Source organism: Janthinobacterium sp. Ant5-2-1 (assembly GCF_001445815.1).
Taxonomy (GTDB): Bacteria; Pseudomonadota; Gammaproteobacteria; order Burkholderiales; family Burkholderiaceae_D; genus Janthinobacterium; species Janthinobacterium lividum_E.
The window spans coordinates 1-26,941 of the sequence record NZ_LNCE01000007.1 but is presented as its reverse complement, the minus strand read 5'-3'; the positions used below and the strand labels follow the sequence as shown (position 1 = coordinate 26,941).

The window sequence follows — 26,941 nt, the reverse complement described above, 5'->3', positions numbered from 1 at the left end:
GCGCATAAAGCGCCGTTTTTTATCGTCCCTGCAATTTACCCCACCGTGCCGATGATGCTCACTTCACGGTTTTCCGGGATTTCGTTGTACGACAGCACGTGCAGTCCCGGCGCGAACAGGCGCGCATAGCGGGCCAGCAGCGGACGGATCTGCGGCAGTACCAGCAGCAGCGGCGGCGTGGCCTGCTGCTTCATCTGCTCGCGCGCCACCGGCATGTTTACTTGCAGCTGAGACAGCAGATGCGGGTCGATCGGGTAGTTATCGAGGGTCACCTTGCCCGACTGGCGCGCCTGATTCAGAGAGCCGAGCAGCATGTTTTCCAGCTCGCCACCCAGGTTAAATGCCTGCATTTCCATTTTCTGGCCGAACAGGCCGCTGACGATCTGGCGCCGCAGCGCGCAGCGCACTTCGGCCGCCAGCAGGATCGGATCCTTGGTCGTTTCCGAGCTGTCAAGCAAGGTGGTGGCGATGGGCACGATATCCTTCAGCGACACATTTTCCGCCAGCAGGACGCGGAACACGCGCAGCAATTGCGTGTGCGTCAGCGCCTTGTCCAGCGCGCCGGCCAGTTTCGGCGACAGGGCCGTCAGGCGCTCCATCATGTTCGACACGTCTTCGTGGCGGAACAGTTCCGGCAGGTATTCGCGCACCATCTTCGACAAGTGCGTGGCGATCACGCTGGGCGCCTCGATGACCTGGTAGCCGAGGCCCAGCGCATGCGCCTTTTCGCCCGGTTCGATCCACGTGACGGGCATGCCGTAGGCCGGCTCGATGCCGGGAATGCCGTCCAGCTGGCCATACACGTTCGGCGACGGAATCGCCATCAGGCGGTCGGCCTGCACTTCCGCCTGCGCCACCACGGTGCCCGACAGCACGATCGCGTATTGCGACGGCTTCAGAGCCAGATCGTCGCGCACGCCGATGTTCGGCAACAGCAAGCCCATCGATTCGGACAGGCTCTGGCGCACGCCCTTGACGCGCTTGTTCAGCGGTTCGCCCTGGGTTTTATCCACCATGCCGACCAGCTTGTAGCCGAGCATCACCATCAGCGGCTGTACGGCGGGCAATTGCTGCCATTCCAGTTCGGCCGGCTTGTCATCGCGCAAGGCCGCCTCGATGGCCGCCATGCCGGCCGCGTCGGGTCCCTTCACGCGCTTGGTCAAACGCCAGGCCACGAAGGCCAGCACGGCGGCAAAGGTCATGAACATGAACCACGGCATGCCCGGGATCAATGCCAGCGCCACCATCATGCCGGCCGCGCTGTAGATCACCGTTGGCGACGTCAGCACCTGGCCTGCCACTTGCTGTTCGAAATCGCCCGAATCGCTGATACGGGTCACCAGGATGGCGGCCGCGGCCGACAGCAGCAGCGCCGGGATCTGCGCCACCAGGCCATCACCAATGGTCAGCAGTGCGTACTGGCGGAAGGCGTCGCCGAACGACAGGTCGTGCATCAGCGAGCCGATGGCCACGCCGCCGACCATGTTGATGATCAAGATCAAGATACTGGCGACGGCGTCGCCGCGCACGAACTTCGACGCGCCGTCCATGGCGCCATAGAAATCCGCTTCGGCGGCCACGTCCTTGCGGCGGATCTGGGCTTTTTCCTGGTTGATCAGGCCGGCGTTCAGGTCGGCGTCGATCGCCATCTGCTTGCCCGGCAAGGCATCGAGGGTAAAGCGCGCCGACACTTCGGAAATACGCTCGGCGCCCTTGGTGACGACGGCGAAGTTGATGATCATCAAGATCACGAAGACGACGATACCGACGACGAAGTTACCGCCGATCACCACGTTACCAAACGCCTCGATCACCTTACCGGCCGCGTCCGCGCCCGTATGGCCGTGCAGCAACACCACGCGCGTGGACGCCACGTTCAGGGTCAGCCTGAGCATGGTGGTGGCCAGGATCACCGTCGGGAAGACGGAGAAATCGAGCGGCCGCTTGGCCGACACGCTGACGAGGATGACGATCAGTGCCAGCACGATATTGAAAGTGAACAAGATATCGAGCAGCACGGGCGGCAGCGGCAAGATGATCATCGCCAGGATCACCAGCAGGAACAGCGGCGTGGCGAACTTGTGGCGGCGCATTTCGGCAACCAACCGGTTCAGGAAATTCATGAAGGTACTACCTCGCTCAAATGAGATGGCACGACCACCTCGGTGGGAAATGGGGGCTGGGCGGCGCGCTGCCCAGTACGGAATGCTTTCAGCTGCAGGATGTAGTTGAGCACCTGCGACACGGCTTGGTACAGCTGCACGGGAATCTGCTGCTGCACCTGGCTGGTGTTGTAGATGGCGCGCGCCAGCGGCGGCAACTCCAGCGTTTCGATATTGTGTTCCTTCGCCACTTGCCGGATATACAGCGCCATCTCGTCGACGCCCTTGGCAACGACGAACGGCGCCTCGGCGCGGTCCTGGTCATACTTCAATGCGACGGCGTAATGCTCGGGGTTGACGATCACCACGTCGGCGTCGGGCACCGTCTTGCGCACGCTGCGCCGGCCGATCTGCTGCTGCAGCTGACGGATGCGCTGGCGCACTTCGGGCCGTCCTTCGCTGCTTTTATGTTCTTCCTTGACGTCCTGCTTGCTCATGCGCTGGTTGCGGGCAAAGAAAAATGCTTGCGCCGGCACGTCGATGATGGCAAACAGGACGAAGACGGAAATGAGCGCCATGAGGCCGTCGAGCATCAGCGCCGAGCCATCGAGCATGGCCTGCTGCAGGGGCCTGTGCTGCAAGTCCACGTACTGCGTCAGGCTGGAGCGGCTCACGTGCACGAGCACCATGCCCAGCACGACGGCCTTGGCGATCGACAAGCCGAATTCAAAAGCATGCTTGGGCGCAATCAAACGGCCCAGGTTCTTGGCCGGACTCAGGCGCTCCATCTTCGGCGCCCAGTTCTTCGTGCTGATGACCCAGCCGCCGGGGATCAAGGAACCGAGCACGACGAACAAGGGCACGCAAAACAGCGGCACGATCATCTTGATCAGCAAGCCCACCGACGTGGTAAACGCCATCGACATGGCATTTTCCAGCGCACCCTTGCTGTCGAGCGGCATGAAGGACATGGCGAACAGTTCGCGAAAGCTGAGCAGATAACCGGGCAGCAGGTAAATGAAGACCTTCATGCTGATCAGGATGCCCAGCGCCGTCGACAGGTCGCGCGAACGCACCACCTGCCCTTCCTGGCGCGATTTCTTCAGCTTCTGTGCTGAAGCCTTTTCTGTTTTGTCGCCCGTGCTGCTATCCGCCATGGGCCACCCGCATCTGTTCGGCGATCATGTCGAGCACACGGTTCGTCATGGCGACATAGTGCTCCGGAATAAAACGCACGATCTGTATCAGCATCAGCAGGCCGAACATGGTGATCATGGAAAAACCCAGCGAAAACAGGTTCAGCGACGGCGCCACCCGGTTCAGGAAACCAAAGCCCAGCTGCACCAGCATGGTGGAAAAGACGATGGGCAAGGCCAGCAGCATGGCGGCGGCGAAAATCCACGCCACGTTATACGCCACCGTCTGCAGCAGCAGCGGCCCGTAGCCCTGCCCCACGGGCCAGGCCGTGAAACTGGCGCCGATCACGCCCGTCAGCACGAGGTGGCCGTCGATGGCGAAAAACACGATCATGCACAGGATGGTGAGCAGGCCGGAAATCACGTCCGACGAAGTGCCGTTCAACGGGTCGTTCATGACGGCCATGGAAAAGCCCACCTGGCTCGACACGAGGTAGCCGAGCACCGACATGACGGACATGGCGAAGTGGAAAGCCAGGCCCAGCACGAAGCCGACGATGGCCTGCTCCAGCGTGGCGACGAGGGCGTGCAGGGAAAACGGATCGATCTTCAGCAAGTCCTGCGACACGCCCGACGCCTGCATCACGGGCAGCATCAGGATCGCCAGCACCAGCGACAGCAGCACCCGCACGGGGACGGGCACCATGGCGTCGCCGATCACGGGCGAGGCGCTGAGCATGGCCAGGATGCGGCAGAACGGCCACCACACGGCCAGCAGAAACGGCAGCACCTGATTGAAAATCTGATCCATGGCGCGCGGCGCTATCCGACCAGGGTGGCGGCGCGCTGAAAAATGGACACGCAATAATCCATCAGGTAACCGGCCATCCAGCGTCCGGCCAGGATCAGGGCCAGCAGGGTGACAAGCAGGCGCGGCAGGAAACTCATGGTCTGTTCATTGATCGAGGTGGCCGCCTGCACCAGCGCGACAAGCAAGCCCATGAGCAAACCCGGCACGACCAGGATCACCACCAGCAGCATGACGACATGCAATGCTTCGATGATCAGGTCGACGGCGACTTCAGGGGTAAACATCGGTCAATAGCCCTGTATGCTGGTAACCAAGGTGTTGACGGTCAGGGTCCAGCCATCGACGAGCACGAACAGCAGCAGCTTGAACGGCAACGAGATGACGAGCGGCGACAGCATCATCATGCCCATGGCCATCAGCACGGACGCCACCACCAGGTCGATGATGAGGAAGGGGATGAACAGCATGCAGCCGATCTGGAACGCCGTCTTGAGTTCAGACAACACAAACGCGGCCAGCTTGACCGTGAAACTGTGGTCTTGCGGACGCATGCTCGACGGCTCGCCGGCCAGGTGCGCGATCTGCGCCAGCGCGGCCTTGCTCGTCTGCGCCAGCATGAAGCGCGAAATGGGCACTTCGGCAATCTTCAGGGCTTCCTGCATGCCGATCTGGTCGCGGTCGTAAGGCACGAACGCTTCCTTCCACACCTGGTCGCCGATGGGACGCATGACGAGCAAGGTGAGAATCAGGGCGATGCCGGTGACGATACGGTTGGGCAAGCCCTGCTGCAGGCCGAGGGCCTGGCGCAGCAGCGACAGCACGATGACGAACCGGGTAAAGCTGGTCATCATCATGACCATCACGGGCAGCAGCCCGAGCAGGGTCATGACGACGAGGATCTGCATCTTCACCGACAAGTCGGTCTTCGCGCCCGGCACCACGCCGGATAGCAGGTCCTGCGCGCCGGCGGCGCTGCAGCACAGCATCAGAACAGGGACAGCCAGCGCGGCAGCCAGCGCGCCGCGGCGCCGGCTCAAACCGGGTACCGCCAGCTTCATGCTGTCATCAGGTCGAGATTGAGGCCGTCGAGGTCGATGACTTTCAGGCCATAGTTCTCGCCGGCCACCACCACTTCGGCACGGCCGATCGGCGTGCCGTTGACCTTGATCACCAGCGGTTCGCCGGCCAGCATGTCGAGTTCGATCACGCTTTCCGGGCCGATGGCCATCAATTCTTCCAGCGAGATGCGGGCCGAGCCCACTTCCAGGGTCAGGGTGACGGGAATCTTGCGCATCATCTGCGGAATGTCGCGGCGCGCGCGGGTGCTGGCCACGTCGGAGACGTCGCCCTGGTCGATGATCATGTCATCGCCCAGGTCTTCCAGCAGGGTTTCGCTCTGGTTGGTATCGGTCATATTCATATTATTCGACATCTTCAAATGAGGTTAAACAGAGCTTGCCCTTGTGTTCGGAAACAGCCGCTGTAAATAAACGGGAATCGTCGAGCATGACGTCGGTACGGCTCAGGCTGACGGGAATCACGTCGCCCACGCGCAAGTCGAACAGGGCGCCCAGTTGCACTTGCTTGCTGACAAGGCGGCCTTCCAGGGTTACCTGCAGGCGCGAAGCGAGCGGACGCACGCTGCCGCGCAAAGCCTTCTTCGCTTGCGCGCGCTCGGGCAGCAGGCCGCGCAGCACGTCGGCCATCAGGCGCTTGTCCAGCGAGAACCAGAACTGGCCGCTCTGCCCCGCCTCGACGTCGCTCAGGGCCACGGTGATGATCCAGCTGCCACGTGCCGGGTGCACGCCGGACTGCACGGCGACCTCGGCATTGGTGTCGATGTCGCTGCTCTTGCCCAAGGTTTGCAGGTTTTTGTGGATGCGGGCAAACAAGCTGCCCACCAACTGTTGTCCGAGCACCACAGCGAGGCGTTCTTCCGTGGCCGTCACGCGCACTTGCGCCGGATCGGGCAGCGGCCCCTTGGCGCCGGCACTACCATAGCGATAGTTCAGCACGCTCAAGAGTATCTGCCGCTCGAGCGCAAAGCCCGGCTGGCCAGCCTGCGTGGAAAAACTCAGCCAGCGGTTCGCGCTGTCCTCGTTCTCGACGCGCGACAAGGTCACGGCATCGATCTGGAAATTACCCCAGTAGCGACGGCTCATGGGCTGGCGCAGGGCCACGGCCAGGTCGTCGCGCAGCTGGGCGCCGAATACATGCAGCAAATGGACAGGACGTCCAAGCAGACAGGAATCGAGGACTTGATGGCGCACAGTTTGATCTGTCTTAGTGGTTATCATGAGGGTCATGTCGTATTGCGGTGGCAGAACAAATTATACGGATCGCCCGAAATTAAATACAGCATCATCTTGCTCTTGCCGACAGGCTTGCAAGCAAACGATTGCGCATCGTATCGCATGCTGGATGACTACGGTGCTGAACAATACATGAAAACGCTAAATATTGCCATGTATCAATATTCCTTGAGGCAATCCGCTCTTTACTTTATAGTTGCCCCGAGGTAAGCTTATAGGGACAAAATAGTGATTTGCAGTGTGCCATTCCGCTTACCTGATTCCGGTTTTTTATGGCAGTTTTCAGTTCTTCTTATTGCCACCAGCAGAAACTTTTATCAGATAAATATTAGTTGTCATGGCCATGTAAATCCTGCCGGCGCGGGTTTGCCGAGTTTGTTTGAGTCTGCTTGAGCGGATGGTGTGGCAACTGATAAAACTGATGGGCCCTGCGGATCGGGCCGGGCAAAATCGCATGACATGCAATTCTGCCGGAATGGCAACACCAGTAATTTCTGATTGATACGTCACCGCATATTGAAAGTAGAGGGCAAGATGAGCAACGAACTCGCAGGTCTGATCAAGGCCGATCTGGCAGCACTGAGCAATGACGCGCGCGCCCTGGGCGCCAGCATCATGCCGGCCGCCCAGTTCGGCGCACCGGAGCAATCGGGCTTCTCTTTTGCGCAAAGCATGAAAGACGCCATCGGCAAGGTCAACGGCGACGACCGCCTGGCCGCGCAAAAAATGAGCGATGTCGACAGCGGCAAGAGCGACGACATGGTCGGCGCCATGCTGGCCAGCCAGGAAGCGAGCCTGTCCTTCTCCATGTTGATGCAAGTGCGCAACAAAGTCATGGGCGCCGTCGACGAACTCATCAAACTGCCTCTGTAATCTTCACGCCCTGATCCACGCCCAGCCTCCCAGCGAAAGTTACCCCAAGTGATTACCACCATGAAGTCCGCATTTGCGCGCTGGCGCCCTGGCGCCCAGCCCGCCATCCCGCCCGCCCTGCTGAAAAACCTGGTTCCCATCGTCGTGCTGGCCATCGGCATCACCGCCATGGTGACCATGTATGCCTGGCGCGACCAGGCCAACTACAAGCCGGTGTTTGGCGCGCGCGAAAAAGTGGCCGTGACGGACATGATGGCGACACTCGACGCCGAGCACATCCCCTACCGTTTGCATCCGGACAGCGGCCAGGTGCTGGTGCCCGACGCCATGCTGGGCAAGGTGCGCATGCTGCTCGCCTCGAAAGGCGTGACGGCGCAGCTGCCGGCCGGCCTGGAGCTGATGGACAAGAATGACCCGCTGGGCGTCTCCCAATTCGTGCAGGACGTGCGCTTCCGCCGCGGCCTGGAAGGCGAACTGGCGCAAAGCATCATGACGATGGACGCGATCGCTTCGGCGCGCGTCCATCTGTCGATTGCCAAGTCGACGTCGTTTGTCGCCAGCGACGGCGACAAGTCGTCGGCTTCCGTCGTCGTGGCGCTGAAACCGGGCCGCACCCTGGCGCCGGAACAGATCGCCGCCGTCATCAACATGGTGGCCGGCAGCGTCGCCAGCCTGGCGCCCACGCGCGTGAGCCTGGTCGACCAGGGCGGCAACCTGCTGTCCGCGCACGTCGACCTGACGGACGGCTTCGACGCTTCGGCCGCCGGCAATGAAGGCGCGAAACGCTTCCAGGATGAAATCCGCCACAACGTCATGGGCTTGCTGGGTCCCGTCATCGGCGAAGACAACTTCAAGCTCAGCGTGACGGCCGCCGTGAACAACGACCGCGTCGACGAAACGCTGGAAAAATACGGCGAAGCCCCGAAAGTGACGAGCGAGGCGATGCGCGAAGAGCAGGAACGCAACCGCACCGTGGCCGGCATCCCCGGCAGCCTGTCGAACCGTCCGCCAGCGGCCGCCGTGCCGGCACCGGCCGACGCCGCCGGCGCAGCCCCTGCCGATGGCGCGCCGAAGCCGTCCGACGATGGCACGGCCCGCAAGAACGCCACCACGCGCCAGTACGCCTACGACCGCAGCATCACGCAGATCAAGCGCAGCCGTGGCCGCCTGGAAAAACTCAGCGTGGCCGTCGTCCTCAACAGCGCCGCCGCACCGAATCCGAAAACGGGCTGGACCCCTGCCGAACTGGGCAATATCGAAAAAATGCTGCGCAGCGGCCTGGGCATCAACGCCCAGCGCGGCGACAGCCTGAGCCTGACGGCGCTGGCCTTCCCCGCCAAGCCGCCTGTGGCGCAGTGGTGGGAAGAGCGCGATACCGTCGTCGACTTCAGCGGCTGGCTGCTGTACGCCCTGGGCGCCGTGCTCGGCTACTTCCTGATCCTGCGTCCGCTGCTGCGCCTGCTGACCTCGCGCCTGGCGCCGCCGCCACTGAAACAGCTCGATCCAGCCCTGGCACTGGGCGGCAGCAACGCCGCCGCCGGCGCCAATGGCGCAGCCGCTGCCGGCGCGCCGGCCTTGGGCGTGAACGGCAGCCCGCTGGCGCTCGAAGGCGAAGCGGCCGCGCCTGGCAACATGCCGGTCGTGCCGCTGCTGGAAAACTATGATTTGCCGCCGCCAGGCTCGGCGGTCGACGTGATGGTCGACCACCTGAAAGTACTGGCGGAAAAAGAACCCGAGCGTGTCGCCGAAGTCGTCAAACAATGGATGCAGAAAAATGGCCGAACTCAACAACAATAATCCCTCCGACGGCGCCGAGTACGAAAGCGTCAGCCTGAATCCCGTGGAACAGGCCGCCATCGTGCTGCTGAGCATCGGCGAAGAACAGGCGGCCAACGTGCTGCGCTGCCTGTCGCGTGAAGAATTGCTGGAAGTCACGCAAGTGATGTCGCGCATGAGCGGCATCAAGGTCGAATCCGTAAAAACGGCCATGCAGACCTTCTTCGACGACTACCGCCAGCAAAGCGGCGTGCACGGCGCCTCGCGCAGCTACCTGAAGCGCTCGCTGGACATGGCGCTGGGCAGCGATATCGCGAACAGCGTGCTGAACAATATTTACGGCGACGCGATCCGTCCAAAAATGGCGCGCCTGCAGTGGGCCTCGCCAAAATGGCTGGCCGAATACATCGTCAACGAGCACGTGCAGATGCAAGCCGTGTTCCTGGCCTTCCTGCCGCCCGCGCTGGCCGGCCAGATCCTCGACGCCCTGCCCGCCGAAGGCCGCGACCTGGTCTTGCTGAACCTGGCGCGCCTGGACGAGATCGACCGCGACCTGCTGGTCGAGCTCGACGAACTGGTGGGCCGCTGCCTGGGCACGCTCGACACGCAAAGCACCAGCGTGGAAGGCATCCGCCAGGCCGCCGAGATTCTCAACCGCATGCCGGGCAACCGCGCCGCGCTGGTCGAACTGCTGCGCGCGCACGACCCGGACGTCGTCTCGGAAATCGAACTGAGCATGTACGACTTCCTGATCCTGGCCACGCAGAGCGATGTCACGCTCACGCGCATCCTGGAAGACGTGCCGATGGAACAGTGGGCCATCGCCCTCAAGGGCGCGGAACCGGCTATCCGCGACGCCGTGCTGAAAACCATGCCGCGCCGCCAGGCGCAGAGCTTCGAAGACATGATGCGCCGCTCCGGCCCCGTGCCGCTGTCGCGCATCGAACAGACGCGCCAGGAAATCATGGCCACCGTCAAGGGCCTCGCCGACGCGGGCGAGATCGAAGTGCAACTGTTTGCTGAAGCGGTGATCGAATGAAACACTTCCGCTCGTATCGTTTCCCGCCCCTGTCGCAATTCATCGCCGCCGGCCAGCGTGCCTCCAACGAGGACACGGATGGCCAGTGGCAGGCGTCCGTCTCGGAAGGCTTCGAGCAGGGCCAGCGCGACGGCTACGAAGTGGGCCTGGTGCAAGGCCAGCAGGATGGCTACGACACCGGACGCAACGATGGCATGGCGCAGGGCCGCGAAGAAGGCCGCAATGAAACCCTGGTGGCGCTGGACCGCCTGGCCCGCCCCGTCGACGCCATCTTGCGCGACCTGAAAAAAGTACGCGCCGATTACCGCGAAGCGCAGCGCAAGGAAGTGGTCGACCTGGTGGCCAAGGTGGCGCGCCAGGTGATCCGCGCGGAACTGGCGCTGCAGCCGGTGCAATTACTGGCCCTGGTCGACGAGACCCTGGCCTCGATGCCGCCCACGCGCGAGGAAATCGACGTCTTCCTCAATCCGGAAGAATTGAAACGCATCAGCGAACTCGATCCAAAGCGCGCCAAGCGCTGGAACCTGATCGCCGACGCGCGCCTCGACGCGGGCGAATGCCGCATCAAGGCAGGCGACAATGAAGTCGACGCGGGCTGCCATCAGCGCCTGTCGGCCTGCATGGAACAAGTCAGCAGCCACCTGGCGCTGGCCGCCGAACACGCGGATCAGGGCGCGCCTGCATGATCGCCGACACGCTGCGCAGTTTCGAGATCGGCGACATCCCGGTCGCGACCCCGACCGGCCGCCTGGTCGGCGCTTCCGGCCTGCTGCTGGAAAGCGCCGGCTGTCGTTTGCACACGGGCCAGCGTTGTCAGATTGAAACTGTGAGCGGCGAGTGGCTCGACGCGCAAGTCGTCGGCTTCCGCGAAAAACTCTCTTACCTGATGCCGTTCAAGAAGGCCACGGGACTGACCACCGGCGCGCGCGTCCTGCCCCTGCCCGACAAGGCCAGCCTGCAGATCGGCCCGTCATGGCTGGGCCGCATGGTGAATGGCCTCGGCGAGCCGATCGACGATCTGGGCCGCCTCGGCGGCGAGCACGTCTTGGAAGTGACGCCACCCAAGATCAATCCCCTGAAGAAACAACCGGTGGTCGAGCCGCTCGACGTGGGCGTGCGCGCCATCAACAGCATGCTGACCCTGGGCAAGGGCCAGCGCGTGGGCCTGATGGCCGGTTCCGGCGTGGGCAAGAGCGTGCTGCTGGGCCTGATCACGCGCCAGACGGTGGCCGATGTCGTCGTCGTCGGCCTGATCGGCGAACGGGGCCGCGAAGTGCGCGAATTCGTGGAAAAGTCGCTCGGCGCCGAAGGTCTCAAGAAGGCCGTGCTGGTGATCGCACCAGCCGACGAGTCGCCCCTGATGCGCATCATGGCTACCGAACTGTGCCATTCGATCGCCGCGCATTACCGCGACCAGGGCAAGCACGTGCTGCTGCTGGTCGATTCGCTGACGCGCTATGCGATGGCCTTGCGTGAAGTGGCGCTGGCCCTGGGCGAGCCGCCAGCCACGCGCGGCTATCCGCCGTCGGTCTTCTCGAACTTGCCGCAGCTGGTGGAAAGCGCCGGCAACGGCGCCCACCCGGAAGGCAGCATGAGCGCCATCTACACGGTGCTGGCCGAAGGCGATGACCAGCAGGACCCGGTGGTCGACACGGCGCGCGCGATTCTCGACGGCCACATCGTGCTCACGCGCGAGCTGGCCGAGCGGGGCCACTACCCCGCCATCGACATCGCCGCCTCGATCAGCCGCTGCATGGCGCAGGTGATCACGCCCACGCACATGCAGGCGTCGCGCGCGCTGAAAGCGTCGATGGCGCGCCATGCGCGCGTGCGCGACCTGATCCCGCTGGGCGCCTATGTGCCCGGCGCCGACCCGATCACCGACCGCGCCGTGCAGCTGCACGCGCCCATCGAAGCCTTCCTGTGCCAGGGCACCAAGGAAGAAGCACCGATGGGGCCGTGCATCGAACAACTTGAACAGATCATGGCCTAGGAGCATACGTGAGCGACGCGCATACCATCCGCAACCTGACCACCCTGGTCGGCCTGCGCAGCACCGAAGTGGAACGCCTGCAAGGTGAAATGGCGGCGCAGACGGCCGTGCGCGAGCGCTACCAGAAAAACCTGGAGCGCCTGACGGGCCTGTACACGGATAGCGGCCCCAGCGGCGCCCTGCCCCTGGCCCTGTCCGTCAACTGCGGCAACTTCAAGCAGGCCGTCATGCAGATGGCCGACCAGCACCGTACCGATTTGCATTTGCACGAAGCCAACATGGCCGTTTCGCAGCGCGCCCTGAATACGGCTTGGGCCAAGCGCGAGGTGCTGGACCAGGTGCTGACGCAAAAACAAAAGCATGTTGCAAATGAGCAACACCGAGTCGACGCCAAGCGGCAAGACGAGCTGGCGACGCAATTCTGGTTCCGCGGGCAGGTAAAATGAGGTTTGTGTAAGTTTCTTTCAGGAAAACTTCACGAAACGGGAATGGGGGTCGCCTTGTACCGGTATATCCCTTTATTCAGGAGTCTGGCATGGCAAATGTAATTACTGCACCGCAATACGATCCGATCGTCACCGCAAAAAATCTGGCGACCAAGTCGGTAGCGGCGCAACAGGCCGCCCTGGCTGCGCAGACTGCGCTGGCCAGCAATACCTCTAGCGCGCTGGGCAACCTGAAATCGGCCATCTCGGCATTCCAGCTGGCGATGTCGTCCATGACGTCCAGCAAATCCGTGCTGAGCCAGTCCGCCACCTTCAGCAATACCGCGTATGGCACGGGCACGGCCGGCATCAAGGCGGCGCCGGGCAGCTATGCATTCTTTGTCGAACAACTGGCCACGGCCAGCCAGACGTCGTATGGCGGCTTGAGCAGCACCACGCCGGCCAACGGCGGCAACATGACCATCCGCCTCGGCGATCCGCTGGCCGCTGCCACCGCCGACAACGCCTTCGACATCGACCTGGCCGCCGCCAACAAGGATGGCGACGCCTACCTGACGCCGCAGGAAATCGCCGCCGCCATCAATGGCAACAGCAAGAACAATGCGCGCGTCACCGCTTCCGTCATCAATATCGGCAACCAGGCGCAACTGGTGCTGACGTCGAATCTGACGGGCGTCGCCAATGCCGTCTCGATCGACACCAACAGCGTGACGGATCCGGGACTGCAGACGGCGCTGAAGAGCGACATTAAAGCCATCGCGGCGCCCAAGGATGCCATCGTCTGGCTGGGCGCCCAGGGCACGGGCACCAAAATTACCCAGGCATCGAATACCTTCACCAACGTGCCCGACGTGAAAATGACGTTCACCAAGGCCATGACGGCTGGCGAGAGCCCGATCACCGTGACCGTCGGCACCGACAACACGGGCACCATCGCCAATGTGCAAGCCTTTGTCGACGCCTACAACAAGCTGAAAAGCGTGATGGATGGTCTGGCCAGCCCCGGCAATCCGGAAAAGAACATCGCCGCCGGCCTCTTTGCCCACGACTCCGGCCTGAACGCCCTGCGCTCGAGCATGGGCGACGCCCTGCGCCTGAACGTCGACGGCGTATCGCTGGTCGCGTATGGCATTACCGCCCAGCGCGACGGCACGATCAGCCTGAATACGGCAAAACTGACGGCCAAGCTGGCGGACAATCCTGGCGGCCTGGACAAGCTGTTCGGCAATAACAGCCTGTCGGCGCCAGCCGGCGTGCTCGGCGGCCTGGACAAGGTGCTGGGCCAGTGGAGCAATGTCACCAAAGGCCAGATCACCCAACGCCTGGCAGCGACGGACAAGTTGCAGAAAAGCCTGGCCCAGAGCAGCGAGCGCCTGACCAATCAGTACAACACGGCGTACAACCGTTTCCTGGACCAGTTTTCCCGCCTGCAGGTATTGCAGGAGCAAATGACGCGCAATTCCGACATGTTCGATGCCATGTTCGGCAACGACAAATCCTAAGGCGAGCGTGCCTGCCGCACCGCGCCACGTTAACATAGCGAGAAGATAATAATGTTGAACAATGAAGCTTACGGCAGTTACCACGCCGTCAACCTGGACTCCCAGACCGCCCGCGCCACACCGGTCGAACTGGTACTGGTGCTGACGGACGGCCTGCTGGAAGAACTGGCGCGCGCGCGCGGGCACATCGTGGGCAAGCGCTACGAGCAAAAGGCCATCAGCCTGGACAAGTGCACGCAAATCATCAACGGTTTGTCGAGCTCGCTCGATTTCGACAATGGCGGCGAAGTGGTCGTCAACCTGGCGCGCCTGTACGACTATTGCGTGGCGCGCCTGTACACGGCAGGCATCAAGCTCGACCCTACCCTGATCGACGAAGTGACGACCTTGATGACGACCATCAAGCGCGGCTGGGTGGGCGTCCAGGCCAACAATGCCTAGGCGCGCCGCGCTGCAGCAGCTGAGCCGGCAATTAAGCGCGGCGCTCGCGCAGCCGGACTGGGCGGCGATGGAACAACTCTCGGCCAGCCTGGCGAAAAACATCCCGTTGCTGGCCGAACGGGGCGCATGGAATGCGCAGGAACAAACAGAATTGTTGCATTTGCGCAAAATTCACGCGCAAGCGGTTAAAATTTGCTCTGAGGAAAAAGAACGCCTGGGTCAACACCTGGGTGCATTACAGGCAAATAAGGAAGGTTGGGTCGCCTACGCCGCGCTCGGCGAATACGACTCGGACGGGAATCAAGCATGATCATGAACTTCAACACGGCGCCGGCCGCTCCGGCACGGGCGGCTTCGGCCGCACCTGCACCAGCAGCGGCGCCAGCGCAGCCACAGGCCGCCGCCTTGCCCGGCACGCCCGGCTATGGCAGCAATGGCGCCGCCCCTTCCGTCCTGCCCCTGTTTGCGCAGGTGCTCGATGTGACGGGCGTGGAGACGGCCGACGCCGGCGCGCCTGCGCCCGCGCCCGCCAAGGACAGCGATAGCGACAGCCAGGCCGACAGCGGCATGCCAGCCATGGCCGCCCCCGTCATCGGCTTGCCGGTGACGATGCCGCCGCCAACGGATGCGGCCGCGGCCGAAGCGCGCGCCGCCGCCCAGGCGCAAACACAGACAGCAGCGCAGGCGAACGTGGCGCAAGCCAACCCGGCACTCAACATCAGCCTGCATCCAGCGGCAATCACCATCACGGCACAGGGAACGGCACAACCGGCAAGCCGCGATACGCGCGAACCGCTGGCCGCCGCCAACCCGGCCGCGCCCGCCAAGGGCAGCGCGCCGGCACAGCCGTTCGAATCGCTGCTGCAGCAAGGCGCGCCGGCAACAGCCGTCGCCGCCCCTGCTGCCGCGCGCGAAGGCGAACGCGGCGCCGCGACGCCGGCCCCAGCCACGCCCAATCCGGGTTTGACGGGCGCCATCGGCAATACGGCTGCGGCGGCGCCATCCGGCGACACCATCAAGCTCAACGGCCCTGCCCAGCAATGGCAGGAACCGCTGCGCGAAGCGCTGGGCGAACGCCTGCAGACGCAGATCGGCCGCAACAGCGAACACGCGACGATCCGCCTCGACCCGCCCATGCTGGGCCGCATTGAAATTTCCATCCGCCATACGGCCGGCGCGCTGCAAGTGAACGTCACGGCGTCGAACTCGGAAGTGTTGCGCCAGTTGCAAGGCATCGGCGAGAACATGCGCAGCGACCTGGCGCAGCGCCAGTACACCGAGGTCGCCGTCAATATCAGCGCCACCCCGCGCAGCCCCGCCGCCCAGGCGTTTGCCGAAGGCGATGCGCGCGGCCAGCGTCAACCGGGCCGCCAGCACGATGATGCCGAACCGGGCCGTGCCCTGTCCGATGGCGGCACTGCCAGTACCACTTACGCCATGCACGAGCGAGAGAGCGCCTGATGAATACGAAAATGAAACTGATCGCCGGCTTTGTCGCCGTGGCCGTGCTGGCCGCCGGCGCGGCTGGCGGCGCCATGTGGTATTTGGCCAAGCCGGTCGCCGGCCATGCCGATGTCGCCGAAGCAAAAGCCCCGCCGCCGCCCGCCACGGGCAAGAAGGCACGCAAGTTCCTCACGCTCGACAAAGTCATCGTGATGCTGCGCCGCGGCCCCGGCGATGGCGAAACGCATTACCTGTCGGCCGACCTGGTCATCGCCACCACCGAGGAAAAAGAAAAGCTGACCAAGGACCACTTGCCGCTGATGCGTTCGATCGCCGTCAGCACCCTGTCGAGCTTTCCGCTGGACAAGGCGCAGACGATGACCGTGGAGCAATATGCCGAGCAGATCAACAAGGCCTTCAACGTCAGCTACGAGCGCGAACAGATGGAAAAACCGTTCACCGAAGTCATGGTCGGCAAGCTGATCATTGAATAAGCCAACACGCCAGCCGACCTAGTGGGAGATCCCTTGGCCTATGTAGAGCAATACCAGGAAGCGTATGGCGCCGGCGAATATGCCGCCGCCAGCGCTTGCGCGGCCGTGCTCAGCGTTGCTGAAGAGCAACAACATCTGGTGGCGTACTCCCCTTTGGTGAAACGCATCGTGCGCCAGCTCAATTCGCAGGTGTCGGGCGCCATCGACCGCGACGACATGGAACAGATCGGCCTGATGGGGCTGCTCGAAGCCCTGCGCCGCTACGGCGTGCCGGACCAATCTTTCGGCAGCTATGCCAGCCTGCGCATCCGCGGCGCCATCCTCGATGAACTGCGGCGCCAGGACTGGCGTCCGCGCGCCGTGCGCCAGGAAAGCCACCGCCTGCGCGACAGTGTGCGCGCCCTGACCCGCCGCCTGGGGCGCGAGCCGCTGGACGCGGAAATCATGGCCGCCCTGAAGCTGACGCCGGAAGCCTTCCAGGAATACCAGCTGGCGGAAAACGCCGAGCTGATCGCCAGTTTCGACGAAGTGCTGCAGGAAAGCCTGGGACAGGCCGACAGCGCACCGAGCCCGGAAGAGCAATTGATGGTGCGGCGCAGCCTGGAGCAAGCCTTGCGCGCGCTCGACGAACGCGAGCAGCGCGTGATCCAGATGTATTACGAATTCGAACTGAGCTACAAAGAAATAGCCGCCGTGCTGGACCTGAGCGACGCCCGCGTCTGCCAGCTCAACAAGACGGCACTGGGCAAGATGAAAGCCATGCTGCAAGACGCATAAGTTTCACTATCCATCAAATTGACGCAGCACAATGACGCAGAAAGGCAGTTGACATGGTAATTATCGGTATCTTAATCGTGATGGGGTGTGTATTCGGAGGTTTCGCCCTGATGGGCGGCACCGTCCACGCGATCTGGCAACCGGTCGAGCTGATCATCATCATCGGCGCCGCCGTCGGCGCCCTGGTGCTGGGCAACCCCAAGCATGTACTTGGTGAAATGCTGCACCAGATGCGCAAGATCGTCACGCACAAGAAGCAAGGCTCGGAATTCCAGCGCCAGTTGCTGCTGCTGATGTATGAACTGCTGCAAACGGCCGCCGGCGGCCTGAAGGCGCTCGACGCCCACGTCGAGGCGCCGCGCGAAAGCGCCCTGTTCCAGCGCTATCCGCTGGTGCTGGAAGAGCCGAAGCTGCTGGCCTTCATCGTCGACAACTTCCGTTTGATGGCGATGGGCAAGATCAACGCACATGAACTCGAAGGCGTGCTGGAGCAGGAACTGGAAGCCATCCACGACGAATTGCTGCAACCGTCGAAATCCTTGCACAAGATCGCCGAAGCCATGCCCGGCTTCGGTATTCTGGCTGCCGTGCTCGGCATCGTGATGGCCATGAATTCCGTGGCCGATGGCGCCGATGCGGCGGAAATTTCGGAAAAAGTGGGCGCCGCCATGGTGGGTACCTTCATCGGCATCTTCTTTTGCTACGGCGTGCTCGATCCGATGTGCAACATGATGAAGCAGCTGGTGGGCGAGGAAGGCTCGACCATGGAATGCGTGAAGGTCGTGCTGGTCACGCACGTGGCGGGCAAGCCGCCCCTGCTGGCCATCGATGCGGGCCGCCGTCTGGTGCAGCTGAACATCAAGCCGAGCTTCGCCCAGCTGGAAAGCTGGATCAATGCGCTGGAAGATGGCGGCGCCGAACAAGAGCAAGGCCAAGGCCGGGGAGGCCGCCGTGCTAAAGCCGCATGAGAAACATGAACAGGCCATCATCAAGCGTGCCGGACGCAAGCACGACGACGATGGCCATGGCGGCGCCTGGAAAGTTGCGTTCGCCGACTTTTGCCTGGCCCTGTTGTCGCTGTTCCTCGTGCTGTGGCTGATGGCCGCGCGCGAGCAGCAGGCGATGAAGGAAATCATGATGGATGCGTCGGCCAGCAGCCGCCAGGGCGAAGGCCAGGGCGTCATGCCGGAACAGAGCGGCGGTCCGCGCGGCAGCCTCATCGAGCGTTTTCCCATGCCCCGCAAGGGCTCGGGCGACACGCGCACGGAAGGCAAGCAGACGCAGGAAGGCAAGGCCGGCGCGGCACCGCAAAACCAGACCAAGGTCAGCTACCAGTCGCCGGAAGACTTGCTGTCGCTGTCGCGCGCGCTCGACAAGCTCAGTGATGAAGCGGGACTGAAGAGCAACCTGCAATCCGTGATCACGCCGTACGGCTTGCGCGTCATGTTGCACGATACGGACAAGCAAGGCATGTTCGTGCGCGGCAGCGCCGTACCGACGGACCGTTTCCGCAAGCTGCTGCGCCAGATGGGTCCCGTGTTTGCGCAAATGGAAAACCAGATGCTGATCGTCGGCCACACGGACTCGATGCAATACGCCAATACCGGCTATGAAGGCTTTTCGAACTGGACCCTGTCGGCCAACCGCGCCATGTCGGCGCGCGCGCAATTGCTGATCGGCAGCATGAGTCCGGACAGCGTGCTGCAAGTGGTGGGCATGGCCGACCGCGCGCCGCTGGACGTAAAAAATGCCAGCGCCGGCATCAACCGCCGCATCGAACTGTTAATATTGACGCGTGGTCAGGCCGACAGCATCGCCGCCATGTTCGGCATGGCCGGGCAAAAGCCGCAAGGCGACGAGCTGCAAGTGGGTGAACCGGACTCCGGCACCCTGCAACGCCTGCGCGATAAACTGGGCCTGCCCGCAAAGAAAGATCGGGACGAGCATGCAAATTAAGGGCAAGGGACAACGTATGAAAATCTCCTCTGGCAATACCGGTGCTGCCGTGCGCAGCAGCGCCGTCGCGCCTGCCGAGGCGATCGCCGAGAACGCGGGCGCCGCAGGCGCCATGGGTGGCTCGTCGGCCGGGGCGGAACTGCAATCGGCCGTGCTGCAACCGGCCATGGCCGCCCTGCGCGCCATGCCCGAGATCGACCACGAGCGCGTGGCCATGCTGCGCGATGCGCTGGCCAAGGGCGAATTGCCGTTCGATCCATCGAAACTGGCGGGCCTGATCCAGCGTTTCCACGGCGGCGAATCGTGACCGCGCCGCGCAAGGGCATCACGCGCCAGGAAGCCGTGCGCCGCGTGCTGCAAGGCATGACGGACGACCGCGCCGGCTATGCCGCCCTGCAAACTTTATTGGAAGAGCAATTCCAGGCCACCCTGCACCACCAGAGCGCCCGGCTGACGGCACTGGCCGACCAGGTGGTCGCCGCCGTCGAGCCGCTCGATGCGCGCCGCCGGCAACGGGTCAGCCTCGTCACTGCCCTGCTGGGCCCGCAAGGCGATATGGCGCAATTGTTTGCACTGTTGCAAGAAGGCGCGCGTACGACCGCCCAGCGCGACTGGGCCGCGCTGGAACAGATGGTGCTCGAATGCAAGCGCCTGAATACCCGCAACAGCGATTTATTAACAGAGCAGTACAGCATCATGCAGCGCGTGCTGCATGGCGAGGAAGATACGTATGCGCCAGGCTGATTTCCTGACCACCCGCGCCACGGCGGCGACGCCATCGACGGCGGCCACATCCGCCGTGCAGAGCAATATGCGCGCCACCGATGCCACCAGCTCAAACGGCAGCTTCAGCAGCGTGTTCCGACAGGTGCAGGGCGAAGTGGCCCGCTTCATCGAACAGGGCGGCGGCAGCGCCACCAGCCTGAGTCCGCAAGGACGCGCCTACCTGGAGCAGAGCCAGCCCGTGAATGTACTGGGCAGCATCAACCAGGGCGGAGAAATCGGCGAAACGCAGCAGCAATTCCTCGCCTCGATCAAGCCGTGGACGCAAGAAACGGGCGCGCGCCTGGGCGTGGCGCCGGAAATCGTCGCCGCCCACGCGGCGCTGGAATCGGGCTGGGGCCAGCGTCCGCTGCGCCAGGGCACGGGCGCGGACACGAATAATCTGTTCGGCATCAAGGCCGGCGGGAAATGGCAGGGCGACGTGGCCAGCAACGTCACCACCGAATACGAAGCGGGCAGCGGCACGGCCCTGAAGAAAACCGAGCGCTTCCGCAGCTACCCGGACCAGGCCAGCGCCTTCCGCGACTATGCGCAAGTCTTGCTCGACAATCCGCGCTACCGCGCCGCCCTGAACACGGGCGCCGATGCGGGCGCCTTCGCGCAGGGTTTGGCGCGTGGCGGCTATGCCACCGATCCCAACTACGCCGCCAAGCTGACGCAACTGGCGACGCGTCTGCAGCGCACGGCCGCCGCGGACTGATTTTCCTTAACGGCCGGCAATATCGGCCGGTTCCACCACGCCCGCATCGACTACCCTGGCACGTATCACCGTGCCGCTGGTGGCGTTGCGCACGCGAATCACCTCGCCCAGCGCGCCCGGGTCCATCGCTTCGCCGGCCATGCTCACCTCTACCTGTTCCTTGCGCGCCACGATATTGACGGCACTGCCCCGCTTGACCAGCACGGGCGACGCCAGTTGTCCTTGCCGCAGCACTTCGCCGGCACGCAAGCTGCGCCGGCTCGACAGGCCAACGGCGCCGGACAAGGCGGAAATACTGTCCGGCACCATCGTCACGTCGCGCCGCGCCAACGTCACGTCGCCCGATTGCAGCGGCGTATTGGCCGTGACGGGCACGCTGGTGACGGCCACCTGGGCCGTGATGCTGCCGCGCGCCAGCATTTCGTAACGCCATCCGTTGCTTCCAGGACACACCGCGACAAAGCGCATGCGCTGCGCCGAGCGGCTGTCCGCCGTTTCCAGCGCGACGGGCGCCGCGCACGCGGGCACGGGGCGCGCGCTTTTCACGACGGTCACTTGAAACTGCGGTTCCAGCAATCCCGCCGAGGCTGCCTGCTGCGCCAGCTGCTCACGCGCCAACTGTTCCACACGTGAAAATATATTGTCGGCTGGCAATTCTGCGCGACCTGCACTACTATATAGGCTGGCCAATAAAAAGATGCCTGGAAGCAGTATTTGACGACATTGCGCCTTGTTCCACATCACGGAATAGTTCTCAAAGTAAATCATTGCTAACCTTAATCAAAGATACTGAAGCGGCATGACCTTACCATGCGTCAACATGACCAGGCTGGGATTTTACCTCTGCACCACCTATTTTCTGGCCCGAACCGCAAAAAGCACGATCGAATTCAATACAAAGGATGACCATGGGGATTAATTTCAAGGATGCGCTGGGCGTGCACGCCGATGCACTCGCGCTGCGTGCCGACCGTACCCGCGTGTTGGCGGCCAATATCGCCAATGAAAACACGCCCGGCTTCCAGGCCATGGACATGGATTTCGGCAGCGCCCTGCAGCAGTTGCAGGATAACGAAGCGGGCCTGCTGTCGACCGATGACGATGCCAGCGCCCTGTACCGCGTGCCCTACCATCCCAGCCGCGACGGCAATACCGTTGAAATCGGCGTCGAGCAGGCGGCGTTCTCGCAGAATGCCACCGACTTCCAGACCAGCCTCACTTTCGTCAACATGAAACTGAAGGGTCTGTCCAAGGCCATTTCCGGACAATAAGGATCAGCATGAGCTTCCAGGATATTTCCAAGATCGCCGGTTCGGCGATGGCGGCGCAAACCGTGCGCCTCAATACCATCGCCAGCAACCTGGCCAATGCCGATTCCGTTGCCGGTTCCGAAGGCGAAACCTATCGCGCGCGCAAACCCGTGTTTGCGGCCGTGATGGATGGCCCCGGCGCCAGCGGCGCGGGCGGGCGCGTACAGGTGCTCGACGTGGTGCAAAGCGACGAGCCGCTGCGCAAGGTGTACGAACCGGGCCACCCGATGGCCAATGCCGATGGCATGGTGTTCTATCCCAACGTCAACCAGGTTGCCGAGATGACCGACATGATGTCGGCCTCGCGCGCCTTTGAAACCAATGTCGAAGTTCTGGGCCGCATCAAGTCGATGCAGCAATCGCTCCTCAAATTAGGTGAAGCATAATCCATGGAAACCAATCTCTTTACAAATAACACCAGCGGCAGCGGCAGCAGCAACAATGCCGTGAAGTCGCAAGGCAATGCCACCCAGGACATGTTCACCAAATTGCTGGTCGCCCAGATCAAGAACCAGGATCCCCTCGCGCCGACCGACCCGAGCCAGTTCGTCAATCAATTGACGCAGCAGGCGCAGACGGAAGCGATGCAGAACCTGGCGTCGCTGACCAGCGCCAATGCCAGCGTGCTGCAATCGATGCAGGTGCTGGCCCTGGGCGCGCAAGTGGGTTCCGAAGTGATGGTCAACAGCGAAACAGTGCAGCTCGACAAGAGCAAGGTCGGCGGCAGCATCGCGCTGGCGGCCAGCACCACCAAGACCACGGTGACCCTGAAAGGCCTGGACGACAAGGAATACAAGATCGAGCTGGGCGCCCAAGGTGCCGGCACCGTGCCGTTCACCATCGATCCAGTGGCCCTGGGCTTGCCTGCCGGTACCTACAGCATGAAGGTCAGCACCAGCGGCGCCGAAAAACCGACGGTCGACATCGCGGGCAAGCTCAACAGCGTGCGCCTGTCGTCCGGCGGCAGCATGATCCTGAGCGTGTCGAACCTGGGCGAAGTCAACCCTGGCGCGATCACCGGTTTTAACGGCAAGACGGCCTGATCCGCCCTTCCCTTCGTTTCCAGCACACTAATCTCGTCCTTCACTAAAGGAAGTCAACATGAGTTTCGACATCGCCCTGTCCGGTATCCAGTCCATCAACCAGCAGCTGAACAGCACCAGTAACAATATCGCCAATGCCAGCACCTACGGCTTCAAGAGCAGCCGCGCCAACTTTTCCGCCATGTACGCCGGTTCGCGCGCGACGGGCACGGAAATCGGCTCGCTGACGCAAAGCATGTCGCTCAATGGCGGCGTACTGAACACGGGCCGCGCGCTCGACGCGGCCATCGACGGCCGCGGCTACTTCGTGTCGCGCGATGCGCAAAACACCATGAGCTACAGCCGGGTCGGCATTTTCTCGGCCAGCAACAGCGGCTACCTGGTCGATTCGAACGGCAAGATGGTGCAAGGCTATGCCGCAATCAAGGGCAGCACCACCCTGGGCACCATGGGCGACATGCAGATTCCGACGGGCCAGATTCCCGCCGTGGCGACGACCAAGCTCGCGTATGCCGCCAACATGTCGTCCGAATGGACCATCAAGGCCGTGCCCTTCAGCAAGACCAATGAACTGAGCTACAACAGCGGCAAGTCCTCGATCGTCTACGATTCGCTGGGCGCCAAGCACTCGCTGGGCCAGTACTTCGTCAAGACGGCGACGGGCGTGGACGTCCACTACACCTTCGACAACGCCGATGTGACGCCGGTGACGAGCATGACGTTCGACACGTCGGGCAAGCTGGTGACCGGCACGTCCGCCGCGCCAGTGCTGCCGACGCCAGCTGGCGCGGCGCCGCTGTCCGTCGCCATCGACTACACGGGCACCACCCAGTTCGCCGGCGAAGCGACGACCTCGACCGACCGCGCCGACGGCTATGCCTCGGGCACCTACATGGGCGTGGAACTGGCCGAGGACGGTTCCGTCGTGGCGAAATACACGAACGGCCAAAAGCAGAGCATCGGCGTGATCGCCCTGGCCACCTTCCCCGACGAAGGCGCGCTGACTGCCGTCAACGATACCAGCTGGGTCACCTCGACCACTTCCGGCACCCCCATGTATGACCGCCCTGGCGTCGGCATGACCGGCAAACTGGTGACGAGCTCGCTGGAACAGTCGAACGTCGACATCACCTCCGAACTGGTGGGCCTGATGACGTCGCAGCGTAACTACCAGGCCAACTCAAAGGTCATCTCGACCGAGAACGCCATGCTGCAATCGCTGATGCAAGCGCTGTAATCCACGAAACGCAAAGGTAAAGAGCAATGGATGCGCTGATTTATACCGCCATGAGCGGGGCCGACCGTGCCCTGCGGGCACAGCAGGTACACGCCAACAACCTGGCCAATATCGAGACGGGCGGCTTCCGCGCCAACCTGGAAGTGTCCACTGCCCAGCCGCTGCAAAACGGCTATGGCTACGACGACCGCCACATGACGCAAACGCAGTCGAGCGCCGTCGGCACGCGCACGGGCGCCATCAAGGAAACGGGACGCGAACTCGACGTGGCAGTCACGGGCCCCGGCTTTCTCGCGGTGCAATGGCAAAACGGCGAAGCCTACACGCGCGCCGGCGCCATGGACCTTGATGAAACGGGCGCGCTGACCATCAACGGCCGGCCCGTGCTGGGCGAAGGCGGCCCCATCACGATTCCCGAGCACACCAGCCTGTCGATCGGCGCCGATGGCACGATTTCCATCCAGGTGCCGGGGACGGCGCAAATGCAGACCGTCGACAAGCTCAAGCTGGTCAACGCGGAAGCGGGCGAGCTGACGAAGAACGAGGCAGGTCTGATTGTTGCGCGTAGCGGCGAAGACTTGCAGGCCGACCCGGCGGTGCGCCTGCGCGACCGCCACCTGGAAGGCAGCAACGTCTCGGCTGTCGAGGAAATGGTCGCCACCATGAGCCTGAACCGCAGTTTCGAAATGCAGATGAAAATTTTCAAGGCCAGCGACGCGATGACTGAGTCCGGCAACCGCCTGCTGGGCGCCTAAGCCCAACGCCAACCAATTACCAGGAGCAAACCATGAATCCAGCAATGTGGATCAGCAAGACCGGCGTGCAGGCACAAGATGCCAAACTGCAAGCCATCGCAAATAACCTGGCCAACGTCAATACCGTTGGCTTCAAGCGCGACCGCGTCGTCTTCGAAGACCTGTTTTACCAGGTCGAGCAGCAGCCGGGCACGCAGCGCGCCGACAATACCCTCTCGCCATCGGGCGTACAGCTGGGTAACGGCACCCACATGGTGGGCACGCAAAAGGTATTTACCACCGGCAGCCTGCAAACGACGAGCCGCGAATTCGACGTCGCCATCACCGGCAACGGCTTCTTGCAAGTGCTGCGCCCGAACGGCGAAGCGGCCTACACGCGCGCCGGCCAGCTGGGCATCAATGAAAACGGCGTGATGGTCAACGCCCAGGGCTTGCCGCTGGTGCCGCAGATCACCGTGCCGAACAATGCCACGGCGATCACCATCGGCGAAAACGGCATGGTCACGGCCACCGTGCCGGGCAATGTCAACGGCACCCAGCTGGGCCAGCTGAACCTGTCCAGCTTCATCAACCCGACGGGCTTGCTGGCACTCGGTGAAAACCTGTTCCAGGAAACGGCATCGAGCGGCACGCCGACGGAAGGCCGTCCCGGCGAAGGCGCCCTGGGCAAGCTGAAACAGTTTGCGCTGGAAGGCTCAAACGTTCAGGTGGTCGAAGAGATGGTCGACATGATCGCTGCCCAGCGCACCTACGAAATGAACACCAAGGTGCTGTCGGCCGCCGACAATATGCTGCAATACCTGGCGCAAGCGGCACGCTGATGACGGTCGCCATGAAAGCCACGGCAGCCATGCTGCTGGTGTTGATGGCCGGTTGCGCCAGCCATCCGGCCGTGCCGGTGGCGCCCAGCTTTTCCGATACGCCGCTGCCCGTGGCGCCGCGCAGCGCTGCGCGCGGCGGCGTGGGCGGCGGCGTTTTCAATCCCGACGCGGGCCTGGACCTGATCTCGGACAGCCGCGCCTTCCGCGTCGGCGACGTCGTCACGGTGGCCCTGCAGGAAACCACGCAGGCCAGCAAGAAGGCCGGCACCTCGTTTAACAAGGGCTCGTCCGTCGGCGTGAATGCGGCCAACATCCTCGGCAAGACCTTCCCCAAGACCGGCATCGACCTGTCGGCCGACCGCAACTTCGCCGGCGACTCGACCAGCACGCAGCAAAATGCGCTGTCCGGCGCCATCACCGTGATCGTGCAGGAAGTGCTGCCGAACGGCTTGCTGCGCGTGCAGGGCGAAAAAACGCTGACCCTGAACCAGGGCGAGGAATTCGTGCGCCTGCGCGGCTACCTGCGCGCGGCCGACATCGATTCGAACAACCAGGTCTCGTCCTTGCGCATCGCCAATGCACAGATCGCCTATTCCGGCCAGGGCACCCTGGCCGAAGCCAATACACCAGGCTGGCTGACGCGCTTCTTCGTCGGCCCATGGATGCCGTTTTAAGGTGACCTCATGAAATTTCGTTCCGCCCTGCCCCTGGCAGCCATGCTGGCCGTGCTCTCCGGCTTTGCCCTGCCCGCCAGCGCCGCGCAAGTGTTGCGCAACCTGGTCAGCATCGAGGGCGTGCGCGACAACCCTCTGGTCGGCTATGGCCTCGTCGTGGGCCTGAACGGCAGCGGCGACACCACGCAGGTAAAGTTTTCCAGCCAGTCCGTGGTCAACATGCTCAAGCAGTTCGGCGTGAAGATGCCGGACGGCGCCGAAGCGAAAAGCAAGAACGTCGCCACCGTCATGGTCAGCGCCGTATTTCCACCAGGATACCGCCGTGGCCAGGCCATCGACGTCACCGTCTCGTCGCTGGGCGATGCGAAAAGCTTGCGCGGCGGCACCTTGCTGCTGACGCAACTGCGCGCGGCCGACAATGAAACGTATGCGCTGGCGCAAGGCAACGTGGTCGTCGGCGGCTTGAACGCCACCGGCAAGAGCGGCTCGTCCGTCACCGTCAACACGCCCACCTCGG

The 26,941-nt window shown here is 63.2% G+C and carries 33 protein-coding genes; 25 read left to right on the top strand and 8 right to left on the bottom strand.

Annotation, left to right across the window (positions count from 1 at the left end):
• Positions 1-35: 35 nt before the first annotated feature.
• The 7 genes from ASN89_RS01830 to ASN89_RS01800 are packed head-to-tail and all read right to left on the bottom strand — an operon-like array spanning position 36 to position 6,319.
• Positions 36-2,123, bottom strand: a complete 2,088-nt coding sequence (locus ASN89_RS01830) for a flagellar biosynthesis protein FlhA (protein WP_046684918.1) — start codon at positions 2,121-2,123, stop codon at positions 36-38.
• Positions 2,120-3,259, bottom strand: a complete 1,140-nt coding sequence (locus ASN89_RS01825; RefSeq protein ID WP_058048067.1) for a flagellar biosynthesis protein FlhB — start codon at positions 3,257-3,259, stop codon at positions 2,120-2,122. Before ASN89_RS01825 ends, ASN89_RS01830 begins: the two co-directional genes overlap by 4 nt.
• Entirely contained in the window at positions 3,249-4,049 is an 801-nt protein-coding gene (locus tag ASN89_RS01820; RefSeq protein WP_058048066.1) for a flagellar biosynthetic protein FliR, read from the bottom strand. The genes ASN89_RS01825 and ASN89_RS01820 overlap by 11 nt, the downstream gene beginning before the upstream one ends.
• A gap of 11 nt (positions 4,050-4,060) precedes the next feature.
• Positions 4,061-4,333 carry a flagellar biosynthetic protein FliQ gene (locus ASN89_RS01815; protein WP_034757874.1) on the bottom strand — a complete coding sequence of 91 codons (273 nt, stop codon included), beginning with the start codon at positions 4,331-4,333 and terminating at the stop codon, positions 4,061-4,063.
• 3 nt (positions 4,334-4,336) lie between these two features.
• Entirely contained in the window at positions 4,337-5,107 is a 771-nt protein-coding gene (gene fliP, locus ASN89_RS01810; protein ID WP_046684915.1) for a flagellar type III secretion system pore protein FliP, read from the bottom strand.
• Positions 5,104-5,469: a FliM/FliN family flagellar motor switch protein gene (locus ASN89_RS01805; protein ID WP_046684914.1), complete on the bottom strand. Its 366-nt coding sequence runs from the start codon at positions 5,467-5,469 to the stop codon at positions 5,104-5,106. Before ASN89_RS01805 ends, fliP begins: the two co-directional genes overlap by 4 nt.
• A 1-nt stretch (position 5,470) precedes the next feature.
• Entirely contained in the window at positions 5,471-6,319 is an 849-nt protein-coding gene (locus tag ASN89_RS01800; RefSeq protein WP_235432957.1) for a FliM/FliN family flagellar motor switch protein, read from the bottom strand.
• A gap of 576 nt (positions 6,320-6,895) precedes the next feature.
• Between ASN89_RS01800 and ASN89_RS01790 the strand changes: the two genes are divergently transcribed.
• The 17 genes from ASN89_RS01790 (at position 6,896) to ASN89_RS01710 (ending at position 20,584) form a co-directional block, all read left to right on the top strand.
• On the top strand, positions 6,896-7,234 hold the full coding sequence (locus ASN89_RS01790) for a flagellar hook-basal body complex protein FliE (protein ID WP_058048064.1): 339 nt from the start codon (positions 6,896-6,898) through the stop codon (positions 7,232-7,234).
• A gap of 60 nt (positions 7,235-7,294) precedes the next feature.
• On the top strand, positions 7,295-9,031 hold the full coding sequence (gene fliF / locus ASN89_RS01785; RefSeq protein ID WP_152988405.1) for a flagellar basal-body MS-ring/collar protein FliF: 1,737 nt from the start codon (positions 7,295-7,297) through the stop codon (positions 9,029-9,031).
• Entirely contained in the window at positions 9,009-10,049 is a 1,041-nt protein-coding gene (locus ASN89_RS01780; RefSeq protein WP_046684910.1) for a flagellar motor switch protein FliG, read from the top strand. Before fliF ends, ASN89_RS01780 begins: the two co-directional genes overlap by 23 nt.
• Entirely contained in the window at positions 10,046-10,735 is a 690-nt protein-coding gene (fliH, locus tag ASN89_RS01775; RefSeq protein WP_034787861.1) for a flagellar assembly protein FliH, read from the top strand. Before ASN89_RS01780 ends, fliH begins: the two co-directional genes overlap by 4 nt.
• Positions 10,732-12,042: a flagellar protein export ATPase FliI gene (fliI, locus tag ASN89_RS01770; RefSeq protein ID WP_046684909.1), complete on the top strand. Its 1,311-nt coding sequence runs from the start codon at positions 10,732-10,734 to the stop codon at positions 12,040-12,042. The genes fliH and fliI overlap by 4 nt, the downstream gene beginning before the upstream one ends.
• Before the next feature lie 8 nt (positions 12,043-12,050).
• Positions 12,051-12,488, top strand: coding sequence for a flagellar export protein FliJ (locus tag ASN89_RS01765; RefSeq protein WP_046684908.1), 438 nt, complete (start codon positions 12,051-12,053; stop codon positions 12,486-12,488).
• A gap of 89 nt (positions 12,489-12,577) precedes the next feature.
• Positions 12,578-13,990 carry a flagellar filament capping protein FliD gene (gene fliD / locus ASN89_RS01760; protein ID WP_058048062.1) on the top strand — a complete coding sequence of 471 codons (1,413 nt, stop codon included), beginning with the start codon at positions 12,578-12,580 and terminating at the stop codon, positions 13,988-13,990.
• Between the two features lie 51 nt (positions 13,991-14,041).
• Positions 14,042-14,431: a flagellar export chaperone FliS gene (gene fliS, locus ASN89_RS01755; RefSeq protein WP_034757830.1), complete on the top strand. Its 390-nt coding sequence runs from the start codon at positions 14,042-14,044 to the stop codon at positions 14,429-14,431.
• Positions 14,424-14,741, top strand: a complete 318-nt coding sequence (locus ASN89_RS01750) for a hypothetical protein (protein WP_058048061.1) — start codon at positions 14,424-14,426, stop codon at positions 14,739-14,741. Before fliS ends, ASN89_RS01750 begins: the two co-directional genes overlap by 8 nt.
• On the top strand, positions 14,738-15,892 hold the full coding sequence (locus tag ASN89_RS01745) for a flagellar hook-length control protein FliK (RefSeq protein ID WP_058048060.1): 1,155 nt from the start codon (positions 14,738-14,740) through the stop codon (positions 15,890-15,892). The genes ASN89_RS01750 and ASN89_RS01745 overlap by 4 nt, the downstream gene beginning before the upstream one ends.
• The gene (locus tag ASN89_RS01740) at positions 15,892-16,368 is read left to right on the top strand and encodes a flagellar basal body-associated FliL family protein (protein ID WP_046684904.1); all 477 of its coding nucleotides are present in this window, start codon (positions 15,892-15,894) and stop codon (positions 16,366-16,368) included. The genes ASN89_RS01745 and ASN89_RS01740 overlap by 1 nt, the downstream gene beginning before the upstream one ends.
• 33 nt (positions 16,369-16,401) lie before the next feature.
• Positions 16,402-17,145, top strand: coding sequence for a FliA/WhiG family RNA polymerase sigma factor (locus ASN89_RS01735; protein ID WP_046684903.1), 744 nt, complete (start codon positions 16,402-16,404; stop codon positions 17,143-17,145).
• Between the two features lie 53 nt (positions 17,146-17,198).
• Positions 17,199-18,113 (top strand): flagellar motor stator protein MotA, encoded by a 915-nt coding sequence (gene motA / locus ASN89_RS01730; RefSeq protein ID WP_034757817.1) that lies wholly within the window; start codon positions 17,199-17,201, stop codon positions 18,111-18,113.
• Positions 18,040-19,101, top strand: a complete 1,062-nt coding sequence (locus tag ASN89_RS01725; RefSeq protein ID WP_046684902.1) for a flagellar motor protein MotB — start codon at positions 18,040-18,042, stop codon at positions 19,099-19,101. Before motA ends, ASN89_RS01725 begins: the two co-directional genes overlap by 74 nt.
• Positions 19,102-19,117: 16 nt before the next feature.
• Positions 19,118-19,408: a flagellar biosynthesis anti-sigma factor FlgM gene (gene flgM, locus ASN89_RS01720; protein WP_034757812.1), complete on the top strand. Its 291-nt coding sequence runs from the start codon at positions 19,118-19,120 to the stop codon at positions 19,406-19,408.
• Positions 19,405-19,845: a flagellar export chaperone FlgN gene (gene flgN, locus ASN89_RS01715; RefSeq protein ID WP_058048059.1), complete on the top strand. Its 441-nt coding sequence runs from the start codon at positions 19,405-19,407 to the stop codon at positions 19,843-19,845. Before flgM ends, flgN begins: the two co-directional genes overlap by 4 nt.
• Positions 19,832-20,584: a glycoside hydrolase family 73 protein gene (locus ASN89_RS01710; RefSeq protein WP_058048058.1), complete on the top strand. Its 753-nt coding sequence runs from the start codon at positions 19,832-19,834 to the stop codon at positions 20,582-20,584. Before flgN ends, ASN89_RS01710 begins: the two co-directional genes overlap by 14 nt.
• A gap of 6 nt (positions 20,585-20,590) precedes the next feature.
• On the opposite strand, the gene flgA is transcribed toward ASN89_RS01710, so the two are convergent.
• A complete protein-coding gene (gene flgA / locus ASN89_RS01705; protein ID WP_046684901.1) occupies positions 20,591-21,211 on the bottom strand; it encodes a flagellar basal body P-ring formation chaperone FlgA in 621 nt (206 codons plus the stop codon).
• A gap of 281 nt (positions 21,212-21,492) precedes the next feature.
• On the opposite strand from flgA, the gene flgB reads away from it, so the two are divergent.
• The 8 genes from flgB to ASN89_RS01665 form a co-directional block, all read left to right on the top strand.
• Positions 21,493-21,855, top strand: coding sequence for a flagellar basal body rod protein FlgB (gene flgB / locus ASN89_RS01700; protein ID WP_034758109.1), 363 nt, complete (start codon positions 21,493-21,495; stop codon positions 21,853-21,855).
• Between the two features lie 8 nt (positions 21,856-21,863).
• Complete coding sequence (flgC, locus tag ASN89_RS01695; RefSeq protein WP_034757795.1) at positions 21,864-22,280, top strand: flagellar basal body rod protein FlgC; 417 nt, start codon at positions 21,864-21,866, stop codon at positions 22,278-22,280.
• A gap of 3 nt (positions 22,281-22,283) precedes the next feature.
• Positions 22,284-22,937 (top strand): flagellar hook capping FlgD N-terminal domain-containing protein, encoded by a 654-nt coding sequence (locus tag ASN89_RS01690; protein ID WP_058048056.1) that lies wholly within the window; start codon positions 22,284-22,286, stop codon positions 22,935-22,937.
• 58 nt (positions 22,938-22,995) lie between these two features.
• Positions 22,996-24,174: a flagellar hook protein FlgE gene (locus ASN89_RS01685; protein ID WP_058048055.1), complete on the top strand. Its 1,179-nt coding sequence runs from the start codon at positions 22,996-22,998 to the stop codon at positions 24,172-24,174.
• Positions 24,175-24,200: 26 nt separating this feature from the next.
• Positions 24,201-24,929 carry a flagellar basal body rod protein FlgF gene (locus ASN89_RS01680; protein ID WP_046684898.1) on the top strand — a complete coding sequence of 243 codons (729 nt, stop codon included), beginning with the start codon at positions 24,201-24,203 and terminating at the stop codon, positions 24,927-24,929.
• A 32-nt stretch (positions 24,930-24,961) separates the two neighbouring features.
• A complete protein-coding gene (flgG, locus tag ASN89_RS01675) occupies positions 24,962-25,750 on the top strand; it encodes a flagellar basal-body rod protein FlgG (RefSeq protein ID WP_167389655.1) in 789 nt (262 codons plus the stop codon).
• A gap of 11 nt (positions 25,751-25,761) precedes the next feature.
• On the top strand, positions 25,762-26,424 hold the full coding sequence (flgH, locus tag ASN89_RS01670; protein ID WP_058048078.1) for a flagellar basal body L-ring protein FlgH: 663 nt from the start codon (positions 25,762-25,764) through the stop codon (positions 26,422-26,424).
• A 9-nt stretch (positions 26,425-26,433) separates the two neighbouring features.
• On the top strand, positions 26,434-26,941 hold a 508-nt coding region (locus tag ASN89_RS01665), incomplete at its 3' end, for a flagellar basal body P-ring protein FlgI (RefSeq protein ID WP_200968940.1).

Coding starts and splice junctions, on each gene's coding strand:
- flgB (WP_034758109.1), top strand. CDS start 21,493: ATGGGGATTAATTTCAAGGATGCGCTGGGCGTGCACGCCGATGCACTC.
- ASN89_RS01710 (WP_058048058.1), top strand. CDS start 19,832: ATGCGCCAGGCTGATTTCCTGACCACCCGCGCCACGGCGGCGACGCCA.
- motA (WP_034757817.1), top strand. CDS start 17,199: ATGGTAATTATCGGTATCTTAATCGTGATGGGGTGTGTATTCGGAGGT.
- ASN89_RS01830 (WP_046684918.1), bottom strand. CDS start 2,123: ATGAATTTCCTGAACCGGTTGGTTGCCGAAATGCGCCGCCACAAGTTC.
- ASN89_RS01690 (WP_058048056.1), top strand. CDS start 22,284: ATGGAAACCAATCTCTTTACAAATAACACCAGCGGCAGCGGCAGCAGC.
- ASN89_RS01745 (WP_058048060.1), top strand. CDS start 14,738: ATGATCATGAACTTCAACACGGCGCCGGCCGCTCCGGCACGGGCGGCT.
- flgG (WP_167389655.1), top strand. CDS start 24,962: ATGAATCCAGCAATGTGGATCAGCAAGACCGGCGTGCAGGCACAAGAT.
- ASN89_RS01820 (WP_058048066.1), bottom strand. CDS start 4,049: ATGGATCAGATTTTCAATCAGGTGCTGCCGTTTCTGCTGGCCGTGTGG.
- ASN89_RS01815 (WP_034757874.1), bottom strand. CDS start 4,333: ATGTTTACCCCTGAAGTCGCCGTCGACCTGATCATCGAAGCATTGCAT.
- flgC (WP_034757795.1), top strand. CDS start 21,864: ATGAGCTTCCAGGATATTTCCAAGATCGCCGGTTCGGCGATGGCGGCG.
- ASN89_RS01825 (WP_058048067.1), bottom strand. CDS start 3,259: ATGGCGGATAGCAGCACGGGCGACAAAACAGAAAAGGCTTCAGCACAG.
- flgH (WP_058048078.1), top strand. CDS start 25,762: ATGAAAGCCACGGCAGCCATGCTGCTGGTGTTGATGGCCGGTTGCGCC.
- ASN89_RS01725 (WP_046684902.1), top strand. CDS start 18,040: ATGCGCTGGAAGATGGCGGCGCCGAACAAGAGCAAGGCCAAGGCCGGG.
- ASN89_RS01740 (WP_046684904.1), top strand. CDS start 15,892: ATGAATACGAAAATGAAACTGATCGCCGGCTTTGTCGCCGTGGCCGTG.
- fliD (WP_058048062.1), top strand. CDS start 12,578: ATGGCAAATGTAATTACTGCACCGCAATACGATCCGATCGTCACCGCA.
- ASN89_RS01750 (WP_058048061.1), top strand. CDS start 14,424: ATGCCTAGGCGCGCCGCGCTGCAGCAGCTGAGCCGGCAATTAAGCGCG.
- fliS (WP_034757830.1), top strand. CDS start 14,042: ATGTTGAACAATGAAGCTTACGGCAGTTACCACGCCGTCAACCTGGAC.
- ASN89_RS01805 (WP_046684914.1), bottom strand. CDS start 5,469: ATGAATATGACCGATACCAACCAGAGCGAAACCCTGCTGGAAGACCTG.
- fliF (WP_152988405.1), top strand. CDS start 7,295: ATGAAGTCCGCATTTGCGCGCTGGCGCCCTGGCGCCCAGCCCGCCATC.
- ASN89_RS01790 (WP_058048064.1), top strand. CDS start 6,896: ATGAGCAACGAACTCGCAGGTCTGATCAAGGCCGATCTGGCAGCACTG.
- ASN89_RS01685 (WP_058048055.1), top strand. CDS start 22,996: ATGAGTTTCGACATCGCCCTGTCCGGTATCCAGTCCATCAACCAGCAG.
- flgM (WP_034757812.1), top strand. CDS start 19,118: ATGAAAATCTCCTCTGGCAATACCGGTGCTGCCGTGCGCAGCAGCGCC.
- fliI (WP_046684909.1), top strand. CDS start 10,732: ATGATCGCCGACACGCTGCGCAGTTTCGAGATCGGCGACATCCCGGTC.
- ASN89_RS01680 (WP_046684898.1), top strand. CDS start 24,201: ATGGATGCGCTGATTTATACCGCCATGAGCGGGGCCGACCGTGCCCTG.
- fliP (WP_046684915.1), bottom strand. CDS start 5,107: ATGAAGCTGGCGGTACCCGGTTTGAGCCGGCGCCGCGGCGCGCTGGCT.
- ASN89_RS01780 (WP_046684910.1), top strand. CDS start 9,009: ATGGCCGAACTCAACAACAATAATCCCTCCGACGGCGCCGAGTACGAA.
- fliH (WP_034787861.1), top strand. CDS start 10,046: ATGAAACACTTCCGCTCGTATCGTTTCCCGCCCCTGTCGCAATTCATC.